Consider the following 15627-nt stretch of genomic DNA (forward strand, 5'->3'; position numbering starts at 1 on the left):
GCAGCCTGGGCCACCGGAAAGGGCGCGCGGCCCCGATCAGGTCGCGTCGTCGGCGTCGGATCGGCGGACGGCCGTGCCGCGCCGGCCTTCCAGGACCTCCATCGCCAGCAGCACCGTCTCGTAGGCCTCGGTCGCCCGACGCCCGTCGTCATCGCTGAACTGCGGCGGCAGGCGCTCGAAATCGCCTTCCGCCATCTGCGCAATCTTGCGCTGGAGCCAGTCCCGCAGGCGCTCCCATTGGTCGGCGGCGCACGGGTCGACGCCGGACGCCACGGCGCTACGCCTTGACCGGTGCGGCCGGCACGTCCGCTTCGCGCTCGACCAGCTCGCGCGCGATCTCGGTCGCTCCGTCCGTGTCGTCCGGAGCCAGCTCACCGTCGAGCACCAGATTGAGCAAGTGCTGTTTCACGGGCTTGATCCACGGGCCCGGCGGGCGCTGGAACAGTTCCATGAGGGCGTGGCCGTCCAGGGGGCTGTCGAGGGCGGTGACGTCCTGCTCGGCCATCAAGCTGTCGCAGCGCGCCCGCAGCTCGGCGACGCGCGCGAGTCCCGTCTCGATGCGCCGCGGTCGATAGCTCGTGATGTCGGCGCGGGAAAGGGCGATCAAGTTGTCGAGCTCCTCGCCGGCTTCGCGGATGAAGCGTCGCACCGCGCCGTCGGTCCAGGACGGCTCGTAGCCGTTGGCGCGCATGTGCAGCACCACGATGTGGCAGACGCGATCGGTCAGCCGGTTGTCGGCGCGCAGCCGCTCCAGGATGACGCGCGTCATGCGGGCGCCGACCTCGGCATGGCCGTAGAAGTGCACGCGCCCGCGGCGCACGGATTTGGTGGCGGGCTTGCCCACGTCGTGCAGCAGGGCGCCCCAGCGCAATTCCAGGCGGTTCGGCGTGTTGGCCAGCACGCGCATCGTGTGGGCGAACACGTCCTTGTGCTCGTGCCGCTCGTCCTGGACCGTGGACTGCATGGCGATCAGTTCGGGAATCACAAAGCCCAGCAGCCCGAGCTCCAGCAGCGTCACGATGGCGCGGTTGGGGCGGTCCGAGGCCATGATGAGGTGCATTTCGGCCCCGATCCGCTCGGCGCTGATGGTTCCCAAACCGGTGGCCTGGCGGCGCATGGCGGCGGCCGTGTCGCGGTCGATCGTGAAGTCCAGTTGGGCGGCAAAGCGCACCGCCCGCAGCACCCGCAGCGGGTCTTCGCGGAACCGGTCGTCGGGGGTGCCCACGGCCCGAATCACGCGCCGCGCGATGTCGCCCAGCCCGCCCAGCGGGTCGAAGATGCGGCCCGTGGCGATGTCCTGCGTAATGGCGTTCACCGTGAAGTCGCGCCGGGAAAGGTCGCCTTCCAGCGAGCGCCCAAACGTCACGCTCGGCTTGCGCGAGCCGGGTTCGTAGGTTTCCGATCGGTAGGTGGTGATCTCGACCGGCATGTCGCCGAAAATCGCGCCGATGGTGCCGAACCGCTCGCCGACGGCATAGATGTGGTCGGCGCCGGCGCGGCGCAGCAACACCTTGATCTCGGGCGGCCGCGCGTCGGTGGTGAAATCCAGGTCCGTCGACTCGCGGCCGAGGATGCGGTCGCGCACGGGGCCGCCGACCAGATACAGGGCAAACCCCGCCCGCTGGAATGATTGCGCGAGGCGCCCGATGGGGTTATTCACAGGCTTGAAACGAGTTTAGGGGCGCTGTCGGAAGCGCGGCAGGCGGCGCAGCGAACCAAGCGCCGTACGCAGCGATTCTACACGCTCCCGAAGCTGATCCCAGACCTCGCGCGGCGTGCCGCGAACCCGCCGAACGCCGATGTCGGCCACGGCGCACAACAGGCCAACGGTGAGAAACAGCGGCCATCCCAGGTGCTGACCACCGGGCGTGGCGCGGAGCGCGGTGCGGGCCAGATCCGTCGGCGTCTCGACCATCGCGCCGCCCGTCGCCGCCGCAATGCGGCGCAGCGTCGCCAGGTCGGGCTCGATGCTGCGAAACTCCGCGCGCGCGGGCACGACGAGCGACGTCTGGCTGCTGGCCACCAGCGCCCCCGCGCTTCGTTGCTCGATCTGGACCTCGTAGACGCCCGGCGACGGACTCGCCGTGTCGAGCATGTAGCGGCCGGGCGCGGATTGCTCGGCGGCGTAGGCCAGCTCCACACCCCCGGGTGCGATCAGCCGCACGCTCGTGTCCAGACCGTTCCGGAAGCGTCCATCCGCGTCCAGCGAGTCGATCGTAATCGTCGTGCGCTCGGCGGTGGCCTCCACGACCGGGTACAGGCCTTCCGCGAGCGTCCCGTCGGGCGGCGGCATCACCCAGTCCACCGCCTGGCGCAGATAGGCGGCGAACATGGGCCACTGGGACCAAGCCTCGGCCCAGTCGCCTCCAAGATCCGACGTCCAGGCCACCGCGCGACCGCGGCCGAACTGCCATTGCGCCAGGATGGGATCGTTGCTGTCGGAGGCCAGCACGACCTCGGCCGTGGGCTTGGCCCGCGTGCGCACGTAGCCCGTCAGGTTGGGCAACGCCTGCCCCTGGAGCTCGCCGGCAAAGACCGGGCTGGGCGTCTGGAGCCGCGGCTGAAACTCCCGCTCGACGATGGCGAACTCGCCGGCCAGTTGCGTCTCTTGCGTCAGCACCCGCGGCAGGTCGCTGGCCGTGGGCGCGAAGTAGTAGCGGCCATTGCCCAATCGCGCCACCTCGGTCAGCAGATCTTTGTCCGCGTCCTCTCCGATGGCGATGGACGAGATGGTGATGTCGCGCCGCCGCATCGAGCGAGTCATCGCCTCGAAGTCGCCGCGGTGGGCTTTGCCGTCCGTCAGCAGAATCACGTGTTTCACGGAGGCATCGACCCGTTGCAGTCGCTCGCGGGCGGTATACATGGCGAGGAACATGTCGGTCAGATTGCCGATCTGAATCCGCTGGATCGCATCCACCACGCTCGAGAGATCGGTGACGCTTTCCATGGCGCGCGGCGGGACGATCCACTGCGAGTTTTCGTCGAAGGCGATCACGCCGATGATGTCGCCCTCGTCGAGCACCTCCACCGCCTCCACGGCCCCCTCGATCGCCAGGTCGATCTTGACCTTGTCGTCGGGCGTCTCCCGGGACATGCTCGACGATCGGTCGATCAGCAGCACGATGGCCAGACGTGGGTCGGGCCGCGCCTCGGTTGGGTTCGACCACACGGGCAGCACCTCGTCCAGCGGCGTTCCTTCATACCCGCCGGCGGCGTAGCTCCGGGCGCCGCCGGTCACCACGAGGCCGTAGCCGTCCCGCACGTACTCGCGCAGCGAGGCCATCAGGGTTGGACTCAGCGACTCCGCGGCGGTGTCGGCCATCACGACGGCGTCGAAATCCCGAAGCGCCGCGGACTCGAGGTCCGCCGGGCGGACCGAGGTGACGTCGAGCCCGGATGCCGCAAGCGCGCCCTGGACCGCCGGCGCCACGGCGTCGCCGACGAGCAGAATCGAACCCGCGGGCTGCACCCAGGTGGCGGCTTCGGCCACGTTGTTGGCCCGCCGCACGTCGGCGTCCTCCAGCAGCTCCGCCCGCAGGCGGTGAAAGCCGTCGGGCAGGCCGGTGAGATCCGTGATGAAGGTCTGGCGACCGGGACGAAGCTCGACCTGGGCGTCGCTGAGCAGCGTGCCCGCGCTCCACAGCCGCAGTCGCGCGCTGGTGAGGCGGCCTGACACGACGGTGATTTGCGCCTGGGCCGCGGCGCCCCGGCGCACGGCCTGGGGCACGTCGAGGCCGTCGATGGCCAGGTCGGTGCCGGTCTCGCTCGCCACCGGCATTGGGGACACGCTGACGCCCCTCACGACCGCCGCGTTGATCGCCGCGTCGAGATTGCCCGCCGTGGGGTTGCCGTCGGTGACGAGCACGATCCGGCCCTCACGATCCGCCGGCACCAGGGCCAGGGCCGCCGAGAGCCCCTGCGCCAGGTCCGTCGCATCGGTCGGCACCGCGGCCGTGAGCGGCGGGGCCTCCTCCAGCCGATCGGGTGAAGCGAGCACCGCGGCCCGACCGGCGAATTGGACGACGCCGACCGGCGTGTCGGAGCTGAAGGCCCGCGCGAAATCTTCAACGTGCCCCATGGCCAGGGCCTGATCGGCCAGCGGCACGCTGGCGGAGGTGTCGACGGCGAAGATCGTGACGGGCGGCCCGCTGCCGCCTCCGGGTCCGGCAAGCGCTACCACCAGGGCGGCGATGGCCACCGAGCGCAGGATCGCGGCAAGGGCCGTGCGTCGCCGCGAGAGCCGGGCGCGGCTCGCGTGGGTCATCCAAATGGCGAGTGGGATGAGCGCCAGGAAGGCGAGCAGCCAGATGCGATCGAGCGTCATGGCGCTAGCGCAATCCCCGAACGCGGTGGAACCACCACCACTCCGCGATCAGGAAAAACAACGCCAGCGCGGCGAAGATCGGCCACACCTGGACGGTTTCCGGCACGCCTGCCGTCGCGCCGGCCGTGGGCGCCGCGGCCCCGGTCATGGTCTGGGCGAAACCGGCGCCAACTTCTCCCTCGGGCGGCTCCACCGCCAGGCGTGTCTGCGCCAGCACCTGGCCATCGCGGTATTGCCGCACGACGTAGGTGCCAATCTCACCGGCGTCGAGCACCGCGGGGGCCGTGACCGGGAACTCCGTCCGAGCCCCGCTCGGGTGCACCACTTCGAACGCGTCGGCCAGCGGGTGCGGAATCAACCGCGCCAGCCGATCGGGGGTGAGCGGCGCATCGCCCCCGCGCGGGTTGAACGGATCGGCCCACTGCAAGACGTTGCTCCACAGCACGGGGTACCAGGGGGCGATGGTCGCGTTCGGGGACAGCAGATCTAGCCCGATGAGCACCAGCCGCCGCCGGTCCATGACGCCGTGAGCCAGCACGGCGCCGCCGTCGATGTCCAGGTCGACCGCAAGCTCGGCCGGCGCTCCGTAGCGCCGCGCCTGCGGCAGGGTGATCGCGATAGGGTCCACGTGCCGCAGGAGCACGCTGTCCCGGGCCGCGCGGGGCGCGGAGTCCAGCGCGGGGAGTTCCTGCATCCCGAGCGCCTCGATGTCCGGCGGACTCACCAGCACCACCGAGGCGTTGGGCAGCGACTCGGGCAGCCATCCTTGGAACACGTAGACATCGTGCGGGCGTTCGGTGTCGTACTCGGCGGGAGTTCCCCCTGCCGCTGTGACCCTGGCCGACGCCTGCAGCGCCCGCACGATCGGCTCGGTCTCCTCACCGACAACGAGCACCCGCAGGTTCCGCGGATCGCTCAATTCCGCATAGGCGGTGTTGTCCAGCGCCAGGCCGTCGTCGCCGCGCAGGACGGTGGCCGAGTAGCCAGGCGCCGCGCCAAGGTCGTCGATGAGCAGGGTCTCGCGGGCGCGGGGCTCGATGGTCACTTGGCGTTCGGCAACGCCGATGCCCGCCGCCTCGATGCGCACCGCCACGTCGGCCGCGCGCGTGCCGTCATTGCGGACGACGACCAGCCCTTGAACGCCCCGCGCCTCCGCAAACTCTCGGCGCACGGCGAACTCCTCCAGCGCCACGTTGGCCGCGTCCCCCGCCACGATGAACGCCGTCACGTCGTCGTAGGCGCGGCCCGGCGGCAGCTCGAAGGCGCCGTCGCTGAACAGCGCCACCATTCCGCCGGTGGCCGGCGGCGCCAGGGACAGCGCAATGTCCAGGGTGCCGGGGATCGCGCCCTCGGCGGCGGTTGGCCGAATCCCGTCGATCGCGGCCTCGACCTCGAACCGGTTGGCGCTGTGCGTCACCAGCGGCCGCGGCGCGCCTTCGGCGCTGAGCACCGACACGCGAACGTCGGCGGGCAACGTGCGGACGAACGCGATCGCCTGGTCCTTGGCGGCTTCGATCCGGGGACGGCCCACGTCGGCAATCTGCATGGACATCGACGCGTCCAGCACAACCGCCACCGGCGGTCCGACGGTGCGCGTGCCGGTGCACTCGGGCCGCGCCAGCGCCAGGGCCAGGGCCGCGACGAGGAGCAGCTGGAGAATCAGCAGCAGGTGGCGCTTGAGCCAGTCGAGCCACGATTCGTCGCGCTCCCGCTGCAACGTCCGCCGCCACAACAGCAGCGAGGCCACCGCGACCCGTTGCCGCTTGGGGCGCAGCATATAGAACAATCCGACCAGAGCCATGAGCGCCAGCCATCCAAATGCGAGGGGCGCGGCCCAGGTCATGCCAGCACGCGATGCGCCCGCAATCGCCGGAGCAGCACCTCCTCGACCGGCCACTCCGACTCGATGGGGATGTAGCGCGCATGTCGCCGGTGGCAGAAGGCCTGGAGTTCACTGGTCCACTCCGCCACGGTGGCCCGAAAGGCCGCCAGGAGCGCCGAGTCGCCGTAGAGCTCCAGGCTGCCGCCGGTCTCGACGTCAACCAATTCGACCTCTTCGGCAAAGTCCGTCTGCACGCCCTGCCCGTCGAGCACGTGAATCACGACAAGCTCGTGGCCCCGCTCGACCAACATGCCGATGGCCTCGGTGGCGTCGTCGGCCAGCAGATCCGATATGAGCACCGCCACCCCGTGCGGCCCGCCGCGAGCGGCATGGGCCCGCGCCGACGCCGCCAGGCGGGTGGGGCCGGTGGGCGACTGGGCGTCGAGAAAGTCGTAGAGGCGGCTCGCCGCCGCGCGGCCCTGCTGGGGCGGGAAGTGCTGGGTAGAGTCGCCGCCGATCAGGGTCGCGGCCAGATAGTCGTGGCTGGTGAGCGCCACCCAACCCAGCGCCGCCGCCAGGCGCTGGGCCACGTCGAACTTCGGCGGCCGGCCCGTCGCCATCGAGGCGCTGGCATCCAGGAACAGGTGGACGACGAGCGTTTCCTCGGATTCGCGGACTTTGACGAACAGCTCGTCGCTGCGCGCGTAAACGTTCCAATCGATCTGCCGGAAATCGTCCCCCGGCGTGTAGGATCGGTAGTCGGCGAATTCGATCGACGACCCCGACTTACGGCTGCGGCGCCCACCCGTGTGGAGGTGCCCATGGGGCCGGTTGGAAACCACGGCCAGCCGTTCGAGCTGGGCGCGCAGCCCGGCCTCCGGAGCGAAGGCCGGTTCGGCCCGCCGGGCCATGGTGTCTCAGCCGCCGTCCGGGCGCGTGGTCATGAGAATCTGGTCCAGCACGCCTTCGCTGGTCACCCCCTGCGCCTCGGCTTCGAAGTTCAGCAGAATCCGGTGGCGCATGGCCGGCTTCACCGCGCGCCGGACATCGTCGAAGCTCACGTTGAAGCGGCCGTCCAGCAGCGCGTAGACCTTCCCCGCCAGCACCAGGGCCTGGGCGGCGCGGGGCGAGGCGCCGTAGCGCACGTACTGCCGCGTCATGTCATGCGCCCGGGCGTCGGAGGGGTGCGTGGCCTTCACCAGCGTGACCACGTAGGACTCGACGTGCGGCGCGATCGCCACGCGCCGGGCGAATTCGCCCATGTCGATCAGGTCGTCGCCCGTGGCGACCTTGGATACGTCGGGGACCTGGGCGCCCGTGGTGCGTCCGATGATCTCGCCCAGCTCGTCGCCCGAGGGATAGTCCACCACGAGCTTGAACATGAACCGGTCGACCTGGGCCTCCGGCAGTGGATAGGTGCCCTCCATCTCGATCGGGTTCTGGGTCGCCATCACGAAGAACGGCCGTTCGAGCGCGTGGACCTGGCGGCCCACGCTCACCTGCCGCTCCTGCATCGCTTCCAGCAGCGCCGACTGGGTCTTGGGCGTGGCGCGGTTGATCTCATCCGCCAGCACCAGGTGGGCAAAAACCGGACCGGGCTCGAAGCGAAATCCCCGACGACCGTCAGCAGGCTCGACCAGGACGTTCGTGCCCGTGATGTCGGCGGGCATCAGGTCGGGCGTGAACTGGATGCGGCTGAAGCTGAGATCCAGCACCTGGCTGAGGGTCCGCACCAGCTGCGTCTTGCCCAGCCCCGGCACCCCTTCGAGCAGCACGTTCTGACCGGCGATCAGGGCGACGACCGTGTCGCGGATGACCTCGGTCTGGCCCACGATTACGCGCGAAACCTCGGACATGATGCCGTGCGCGAGCTCGCGGAGATGCTCGGCGCGGCGTTCGGTTGTCATGGTCGTCATGCTGGCACCCTACGGGGTCGAGAAGTAGCGGTCGAGCAGAATCTGCCGGTCCGCCGGCAGCGCGCGGCTCATGTCGGGACGCCCCACCGCCGTGCCGCGGCTGCCCGCCGAGGGCTCGAACTCCCGCGACACGTCCGTGCCCAGCTCGAGCACGGGCCGCATGACCGTCTCCTGGCCTTCGGCGGTCGGATCAATGGGCACGGTTTCGAGCCGCCCTTCGGCGTCCAGCCGTTGATTGGCGGCAAGGCCCTCGATGTTGGCCGGCACCTCCTGGCCCTCGGCCGCCGAGCCGCCCAGGCCGCCGCCTTCGCCCGTGGGCTGGTCCACCATGGCCGCGTTGCCGTCGCCCGCCATGCCGCCCTGACCCGGCATCGCGGGGCCGTCCGGAGCGGATTCGCCGGGCAGCCCGGCGCCTGCCCCGGAGTCGGCGAGCATCTCGGCCAGTTCGGACTCGAGGGCCGCAAGCTCTTGCTGCATCGCCGCGTTGCCGGCAGCCGATGCCTCGACGGCTTCGAGCATGCTGGCCAGCTCCTCGAAACTGGTGCGGGCGTCGCTCAGCCGGCCGCTCTCCAGGGCGTCCGCCAGTTCCTGCATCGGTTCCGCCAGCCGAGGATCCGCGTCAGCCGCCGCGGCGGCTTCGCCGAATCGCTCACCAAGCTCTTCCCTCTGGGCCGCGCTCAACTGCGACAGCTCGGCGGCGAGGCGGCGCAGCTCCGACGCCGCGGCCGCATATTCGCGATTCCCAAGCTCGCGACCGAGCCGCCGCCCCTCGTCCGACAGGCGCAGATGCTCGGATGCTTCGTATAGAGCCTGCTCAGCCGTGCCGGCTTCGGGATCGAATTGCGCCCGCAGCTCGTCGATCGCCGCCTGCATGCGCTCGATCTCCGCGGCCGTCGTCGGATCGAGCGCAGCCGCCGAATCGCCGGGTGCCGCCGGGGCCGGGGCCGCGGAGTCGGACTGTTCGATGTCGCCTTGGTCGAGGGAAAGCGGCGGGTTGATCGTGCGCCAAAACGGGGTCAGGGAGATGGCGGCAACCCACGCCGCAAGCGCCGCGGCCGCCAGCGCCATGGTCAAGAGATCGCGTCTGGACACGCCGTAGGGCATGGCCCCGCCGGGCTTCAGGCGACCCGCGGCCGCCAGCGCGTCAGCGTGCTGCAAGTCGCGCACGTCCGGATCGACGTTTCGAAGCTCGGCAATCGCCGTCGACAGGCGCTCGTGCAGACCCGCACGGTTGTCATAGGCCAGCGCCACGTCGTGGGGCGCCGGCACATGGAGCGCCACCCCGGTCAGCACGACCACACCGGCCAGCGCGAGGGCGATGCCGGATGGGACCAGGAGATCGGGACCGCCCAGCCACGCGGCCGGCACGGCAATGATGAGCGTGCCGGCGATTCCCCACGTGACCAGGCGCGGCGCCAGGGCCAGCGCGCGGGCGCGTTGTCGTCGTCGAGCCAGCTGCAACAGCCGTAGGCCCAGCGCCTTCCGGCCATAGGCCGTCCCGCGAAACATGGGCCGCGGCAGCGCAACGCCCGACCATGCCGCCCGGCGAGCGCTGGCGTTGATCATCCGAACTCCGGTCGATGCCGGGCGTGCGGCGCGCGAGGGGCCTCCGCTGCTTCGCACGCGGGAAACGCGCCCTGCCCCGGCGGGGCAGGTAGCTACGAGCCTAGCATCGGCGCGCCGTCGCCTCGGTGGCATTCCCACCGGATGACTCGGCCCGGCCGGCGTCCTTCCACGCCGCCGCGTCGGCCAGCAGATCGCGTGCCACGCGCCGTCCGGCGGTGGTGCGGCTGCCGCCCATGGCGGCGATCTCCTCGACCACGGCGTCAGGGTCGAGCCGCCGAACGTCGGTCACGGTGCCTGTCGAGTCGTCGTGTTTCTCCACCACGAAGTGCGTGTCGGCGAAAGCCGCCACCGAGGGCAGGTGGGTCACGCACAGGACCTGGTGGGCCCGCGCCAGCCGCGCCAGCTTCTGCCCAACGACGTCGCCGCTGCGTCCGCCCACGCCGACGTCGATCTCGTCGAAGATCAGCGTCGGCGTCTCGTCGGCCGCGGCGAGCGCCGACTTGAGCCCCAGCAGAATCCGCGACATCTCCCCACCCGAGGCAACCGCGGCCAGCGACCGCACCGGCTGCCCGCGGTTCACGCTGAGCTGCATCTCCCCCAGGTCCACGCCCGATCGATCGAATGCCACCGGCTCCTCGCCTTCGCCGAATGCAAGCCCTGCGGCATCGGCCCGCGTGTGAAGCGGGAACTCCACGGCGGCATCGGGCAGGTTGAGGTCCGCCAGCTCGCGGGCGATCGCCCGCGTCAGCCTCTCGGCGGCGTCCAGCCGGCGCGTCCGCAGGGCCTGAGCGGCGCGGGCCACTTCGCGTTCCAGCGCCGCCTGCTCATCGGCCAGGGCGCGCCGCCGGTCGTCGGCGGCGCCCAGCTCCGAGAGCTGGCGACGGGCGTCCTCGGCAAACGCCAACACATCCGCGAGCGAATCGCCGTATTTGCGCTTGAGCGTTTCCAACAGGTCGAGCCGCGCGTTGATTTCCTCCAGCCGGTCCGGATCGGACTCGATGTTCGCGGCATAGGCGGCAACGGACTGCGCGGCGTCGGTGATCACCGCCTGCGCCTCGGCAATCTGATCCGCCGCGGGCCTGACCGCCGGATCGAGGTCGGCGATTTCGGCCAGGGTCGCCATCGCCTCGCCCAGGCGGTCCACCGCCGCCCCGGCGTCATCGCCCGTCAGGAGACGCTCGGAAATGCCGGCCAGCTCGCGCAGGCGCTCCGCGTTGGCCAGCACCTGGCGCTCCACGCGCAGCGCCTCGTCTTCGTCAGCCGACAGGCCCGCCCCATCGATCTCATTCACCTGGAAGGCCAGCAGGTCGATCAGGCGCGCGGTCTCTCGGGCGTCCCGCCGCAGGTCCGCGTCCTCAGCCTTGACGTCGCGCCAGCGGTCCACCAGCCGGGCCACCTCGTTCCGCTCCCGCGTGTGGCCGCCGTAGCGGTCGAGGTACTCGAGCTGCCGCGCCGCCCGAAAGAGCGACTGATGCTCAACCTGCCCGTGAATATCGATCAGGTGAGGCCCCAGCTCGGTGAGGGCTCGCACCGGCACGGCGCGTCCGTTGACGCGCGCCACCGAGCGCGCCACGCCGTTGACGATCACCTCCCGCGAAATGACCAGCGACTCTTCCGGCTCGATGCCGTACGCCTCCAGCGTGGCGGCGAGGGCTGCGCTCTCCGGCGGCGTGAAGACGCCGTCCACGTATGCCGCCCGCGCGCCGGCGCGCACGTCGTCGGGCCGGGCGCGGCGGCCCAGCAGCAGGTCGATCGCGTCGATGAGAATCGACTTGCCGGCGCCCGTCTCGCCGGTAAGCACGTTGAAACCCGGCTCCAGCGCCAGCTCGACAGAGTCGATCAGGGCCAGGTTCTGCACGCGCAGCCGGAGCAGCACGCGACTTAGGAATCCGAGTTCGAGGGACGCGCGAGCTGATGCGGGACGCGCCAGCGCAGCTTCTCCGCCAACGTGGCGTAGAAGTAGCTGCGCGACTGCATCCTCGCGAACTGGGCCACGTGTTTGGATGCGCGGCACACCACGCGATCGCCGGCGTCCAGCATGTATTGCGTTTGGCCGTCGATCGACAGCGTGGCCTCGTGCGTGGTGCGCACGCCGATGTCGATGGTCACGTCCCGGCCCACCACGATCGAGTTGGCCGGCGTGAGGAACGGCGCGATCGGCGTGACGACAAGCTCGCGAACCTCGGGATGCAGCACGGGGCCTCCGGCAGCCTGGGTGTAGCCGGTGGTGCCGGTCGGCGTTGCCACGATCACGCCGTCGGCGGTATAGGTGGTGAGCTCGGCGTCGTCGATGCGAACCTCGACCTCGACGACCCGGGCGATGCGCCCGCGGCCCACCACCACGTCACCCGCGGCAATGCCGCGCATCTCCGCCCCGCCGCTGCCCGTGTGGGTCCAGTCGATGAGCAGCCGGGGCTCGATCCAATAGCGGCCCGCCACGAGGTCGGGCAACCGGGCATCCAGGTCGGCGCCGCTGAATTCGGTGAGAAACCCGATGCGTCCATAGTTGACGCCCGCGCAGGGCACGCCGAACGGCGCCGCGGTGCGCGCGGCGCGCAGCACGGTGCCGTCGCCGCCGAAGGTCAGGAGGAGATCGGAGCCCTCGATCGCGTCCGGTTCGTCGACGATCTCGAACGACGACGACGCCCACGCATCGACGCCAAGGTCTCCAAGCCGCTCGCGCACGCGGTCGGCATGGCGAATCGACGCCGCGATATGAGGCTGGTAGAGCAATCCAACGCGCATGGCATGGCCCGTCGCCGACGTTGCCGCATTCTAGTGGGGCGCGGGCCACGGCGGCGCCAGGTGCACAAACGTCTCCCGGTTGCCGCCGACGCCGGGCACCGGGCTTGGGCAGGTCGCGAGAGCGACATAGCCGGCGTGCGCCAGCCGAGACTGAAAGTCCTGCAGCACCGCATCGCGCTGCGCCTGGCTCTTGACCACCCCGTCCGCGGGCACGCATCGGCCCGGCAACTCGAACTGCGGCTTGAGCAGAACGACCATCCACTGCGCCGTCGGCGCCGCGCGAACCAGAGAGTCGAGCACGTCGCGCAGCCGGATGAAGGCGACGTCGACGACCACGGCGTCAACCGCCGCATCGATTACGCCGAGATCCCTGACGTCCGTGCCTTCACGCACGTCGACCCGCGGATCGTCGCGCAGGGCCGGCGCGATTTGCCCGTGCCCCACGTCGACGGCCACAACGCGTGCGGCGCCGCGCTGGAGCAGCACGTCGGTGAAGCCGCCGGTTCCGGCGCCAACGTCGAGCACGCGGAGCCCGCACGGATCCAGGCCGAAGTGGTCCAGGGCAAAGGCCAGCTTGCGCCCACCGCGTCCCACGTAGCGCGACGCCTCCGAGTCAACCTCGATGGCGGCATCGGACGCCACGGCGCGCCCCGGCCGCCGCACGGGCGCGTCGTCGACCCGCACGAATCCATCACGGACGTATTGCCGGGCCTGGGCGCGCGTAGGGGCCAGTCCGCGGCGGACCAGCTCGACATCCAGCCGGTGCTTCACCGGCCGAGGCTAGGTTTCGAGGGTGCCCTTGGTGCTGGGCACCTGGCCCTCGCGGCGCGGATCGAGCGCGGTGGCCCCGTCGAGGGCGCGCGCCAGCGCCTTGAAGATGGCTTCGGCCTTGTGGTGGTCGTCGCGACCGGCGAGCAGCCGCACGTGCACCGCCGCCCCCAGGTGGCGAGCGAACGACCCGATGAAGTGCTCAATGAGCGAGGTCTCGAGATCGCCGATCGCGTCCTGCTGGAACTCCGCGTCGAACGACAGATGGTCGCGCCCGGCCAGGTCCACGGCCACGTTGGCCAGCGCCTCGTCCATCGGCACGGTGGCGTCCGCCATGCGGGCGATTCCCGCGCGATCGCCAAGGGCGTCGTTGCACGCCTTGCCGAGGGTGATGCCGACGTCTTCGGCTGTGTGGTGCCCGTCGACGTTGAGATCGCCCGTGGCGGTGACGTCGAGGTCGAACATGCCGTGCTTGGCGATCTGGGCCAGCATGTGATCGAGGAACCCGATGCCTGTGGATCCCTCGAAGTGGCCCGTGCCGTCGATGTCCACGGTAACCGTGACGTCGGTCTCGTCCGTTGTTCGCTGGACGGAGGCGGTGCGGTCAGCCAATGCGGGCGACCCCCTCGTGCGCATGTTGCCGCGCCATTGTAGTCACGGCCCGGCGGGATTCCGACGCCGCTCGGCGGCTCGCGCGTGGCCTTCCAGCCGCTCCGCCCGCGCCATGCGCACGGCCACCGGCGCCAAACGCTGCGAGTCGGCGGCCCCGAGTTGCACCACGCTCATGGACTTCAGAAAGGCATAGACCCCGCACGGCGACGCGAACCGCGCCGTACCCCCGGTGGGCATGACGTGACTGGGACCGGCCACGTAGTCGCCGTGCACCTCGGGCGAGCCCGCGCCGACGAACACGCCGCCGGCGTTGCGCACCCCTTCCAGCAGCCGCCGCGGGTCGGCCACCAGCAGGCACAGGTGCTCGGGCGCGTATTCGTTGGCAAGCGTCACGGCCTCGTCCAGATCCGCCACCACGCCCACGCCGCCCCGAGCGGCAAAGCTGTCGGCGGCGACGGCGCTGCGCGGCAGCGACGCCAACTGGCGCTCGATCTCCTGGGTAATCTCGTCGGCGAGTTCGGCGGAGTCGGTGAGGGCGATTGGGCTGGCCGGCCCGCCGTGCTCGGCCTGGGCGATCAGGTCCGCCGCGACATCCGCCGGATCGGCGGTCGCGTCGGCAATGACCAGGGTTTCGGTGGGTCCCGGCAGCACGCTCACGCCGGTGAGCCCGAACACCTCGCGCGTCGCCAGCACCACCCAGGCGTTTCCGGGGGCGACGACTGCGTCGCAGCGGGGCACCGACGCCGTTCCAACGGCCATGGCGGCAATCGCCTGTGCGCCGGAGACCAGGAACACCCGGTCAACCTGCGCCACATGGGCGGCCAGGGCGATGACGGGGTCGATGCCGGACTCGGCGGCGGGCGTGCAGACGACGATCTCGCGCACGCCGGCCACGCGCGCCGGGATGGCCGTCATGAGCACCGACGAGGCCAGCGGACCGGACGCGCCGGGAATGTGAATCCCGGCTCGATCGACCGGCATCCAGCGCTGCCCCACGCCGGTTACCTCGTCGAAGAAGTCTCGCGGCATCTGGCGCTGGTGGAACGCCCGGATGCGCTCCGCGGCGACCTGGAGATCCTCCGCCAGGTCTGACGGAGCCTTGTCGCGCGCGGCTGCCAGCTCCGCCGGGCTGACCTCGAACCGCGATGGAATGTGGTCGCCCACCTTGGCGCCGATCTCGCGCAGCGCGTTGTCGCCGTCGGCGCGCACGCGCTCGACGACCCTGGCGACAAACTCCCGCGGGCTCAGCGACTCGCCAAAGACCCCGGACGCGCGTTGCCGCGCCGCCTCGTCGACGACGGCCAGCTCGCCGTGCCTGGCGATCAGCTCCCGGCGCACGGCGTCGGCGCCCTGAATCACACGAATACTCACGGCTGGGCCACGACGGGGCTCGACCGCTTGCTAAGCGCGGCGGCGCGCGATGTGTCGGTCATGGCTATCCAGAATGATGGTGACGGGCCCTTCATTGACCAGCTCGACGTCCATGGCGGCCCCGAACTCGCCGTGGCTCACGGGCACGCCCAGCGCCTCCAGGGCGGCGCCAAACTCCTGCACCAACGGCTCGGCGATGGCCGGCGCGGCCGCGCCGGTGAAGCTGGGGCGCCGGCCCTTGCGCGTTTCGGCAATCAGGGTGAACTGCGATACCACCAGCACGGCCCCCGCCGTATCCAGCACGGATCGATTCATGCGCCGGTCCGCGTCCGGCATGATGCGCAAATTGGCGACCTTTTCCGCCAGATAGCGCACGTCGTCGGTACCGTCGCCCTCCGCCGCGCCGACCAACGCCAGGAATCCCGGACCAATGGCCGCCACCTCGCGGCCGCCCACGGACACGCGGGCTCGCGAGACTCGTTGGATGACGACGCGCATGGGGA

General features: G+C 70.9%; 13 protein-coding genes. All 13 read right to left on the reverse strand.

Annotated features, from left to right (window positions below; genetic code table 11):
* Positions 1–36: 36 nt before the first annotated feature.
* Positions 37–273, reverse strand: a complete 237-nt coding sequence (locus OXG79_03805) for a hypothetical protein (protein ID MCY3782894.1) — start codon at positions 271–273, stop codon at positions 37–39.
* Positions 274–277: 4 nt separating this feature from the next.
* On the reverse strand, positions 278–1660 hold the full coding sequence (locus tag OXG79_03810; protein MCY3782895.1) for an HD domain-containing protein: 1383 nt from the start codon (positions 1658–1660) through the stop codon (positions 278–280).
* Positions 1661–1675: 15 nt separating this feature from the next.
* Positions 1676–4324, reverse strand: coding sequence for a VWA domain-containing protein (locus OXG79_03815; protein ID MCY3782896.1), 2649 nt, complete (start codon positions 4322–4324; stop codon positions 1676–1678).
* A 4-nt stretch (positions 4325–4328) separates the two neighbouring features.
* Positions 4329–6167 carry a VWA domain-containing protein gene (locus OXG79_03820; protein ID MCY3782897.1) on the reverse strand — a complete coding sequence of 613 codons (1839 nt, stop codon included), beginning with the start codon at positions 6165–6167 and terminating at the stop codon, positions 4329–4331.
* A complete protein-coding gene (locus OXG79_03825) occupies positions 6164–7057 on the reverse strand; it encodes a DUF58 domain-containing protein (GenBank protein MCY3782898.1) in 894 nt (297 codons plus the stop codon). The genes OXG79_03820 and OXG79_03825 overlap by 4 nt, the downstream gene beginning before the upstream one ends.
* A gap of 6 nt (positions 7058–7063) precedes the next feature.
* On the reverse strand, positions 7064–8053 hold the full coding sequence (locus OXG79_03830; protein ID MCY3782899.1) for a MoxR family ATPase: 990 nt from the start codon (positions 8051–8053) through the stop codon (positions 7064–7066).
* Between the two features lie 18 nt (positions 8054–8071).
* Complete coding sequence (locus OXG79_03835) at positions 8072–9628, reverse strand: hypothetical protein (protein MCY3782900.1); 1557 nt, start codon at positions 9626–9628, stop codon at positions 8072–8074.
* A gap of 100 nt (positions 9629–9728) precedes the next feature.
* On the reverse strand, positions 9729–11504 hold the full coding sequence (gene recN, locus OXG79_03840; protein ID MCY3782901.1) for a DNA repair protein RecN: 1776 nt from the start codon (positions 11502–11504) through the stop codon (positions 9729–9731).
* Positions 11505–11509: 5 nt separating this feature from the next.
* Positions 11510–12373: an NAD(+)/NADH kinase gene (locus tag OXG79_03845; protein MCY3782902.1), complete on the reverse strand. Its 864-nt coding sequence runs from the start codon at positions 12371–12373 to the stop codon at positions 11510–11512.
* A 30-nt stretch (positions 12374–12403) separates the two neighbouring features.
* Positions 12404–13144 carry a TlyA family RNA methyltransferase gene (locus OXG79_03850; protein ID MCY3782903.1) on the reverse strand — a complete coding sequence of 247 codons (741 nt, stop codon included), beginning with the start codon at positions 13142–13144 and terminating at the stop codon, positions 12404–12406.
* A 9-nt stretch (positions 13145–13153) separates the two neighbouring features.
* A complete protein-coding gene (gene hisB, locus OXG79_03855; GenBank protein ID MCY3782904.1) occupies positions 13154–13777 on the reverse strand; it encodes an imidazoleglycerol-phosphate dehydratase HisB in 624 nt (207 codons plus the stop codon).
* An 18-nt stretch (positions 13778–13795) separates the two neighbouring features.
* The gene (hisD, locus tag OXG79_03860) at positions 13796–15124 is read right to left on the reverse strand and encodes a histidinol dehydrogenase (protein ID MCY3782905.1); all 1329 of its coding nucleotides are present in this window, start codon (positions 15122–15124) and stop codon (positions 13796–13798) included.
* A 30-nt stretch (positions 15125–15154) separates the two neighbouring features.
* On the reverse strand, positions 15155–15622 hold the full coding sequence (dtd, locus tag OXG79_03865) for a D-aminoacyl-tRNA deacylase (protein MCY3782906.1): 468 nt from the start codon (positions 15620–15622) through the stop codon (positions 15155–15157).
* Between the last annotated feature and the right edge of the window lie 5 nt (positions 15623–15627).

This window comes from Chloroflexota bacterium (assembly GCA_026706485.1).
Classification (GTDB): Bacteria; Chloroflexota; UBA11872; order UBA11872; family UBA11872; genus JAJECS01.

Excerpts from the sequence above, each read along its gene's own strand:
- OXG79_03815 (MCY3782896.1), bottom strand. The coding sequence starts at position 4,324 with ATGACGCTCGATCGCATCTGGCTGCTCGCCTTCCTGGCGCTCATCCCA.
- OXG79_03820 (MCY3782897.1), bottom strand. The coding sequence starts at position 6,167 with ATGACCTGGGCCGCGCCCCTCGCATTTGGATGGCTGGCGCTCATGGCT.
- OXG79_03825 (MCY3782898.1), bottom strand. The coding sequence starts at position 7,057 with ATGGCCCGGCGGGCCGAACCGGCCTTCGCTCCGGAGGCCGGGCTGCGC.
- OXG79_03830 (MCY3782899.1), bottom strand. The coding sequence starts at position 8,053 with ATGACAACCGAACGCCGCGCCGAGCATCTCCGCGAGCTCGCGCACGGC.
- OXG79_03835 (MCY3782900.1), bottom strand. The coding sequence starts at position 9,628 with ATGATCAACGCCAGCGCTCGCCGGGCGGCATGGTCGGGCGTTGCGCTG.
- OXG79_03845 (MCY3782902.1), bottom strand. The coding sequence starts at position 12,373 with ATGCGCGTTGGATTGCTCTACCAGCCTCATATCGCGGCGTCGATTCGC.
- hisB (MCY3782904.1), bottom strand. The coding sequence starts at position 13,777 with ATGCGCACGAGGGGGTCGCCCGCATTGGCTGACCGCACCGCCTCCGTC.
- dtd (MCY3782906.1), bottom strand. The coding sequence starts at position 15,622 with ATGCGCGTCGTCATCCAACGAGTCTCGCGAGCCCGCGTGTCCGTGGGC.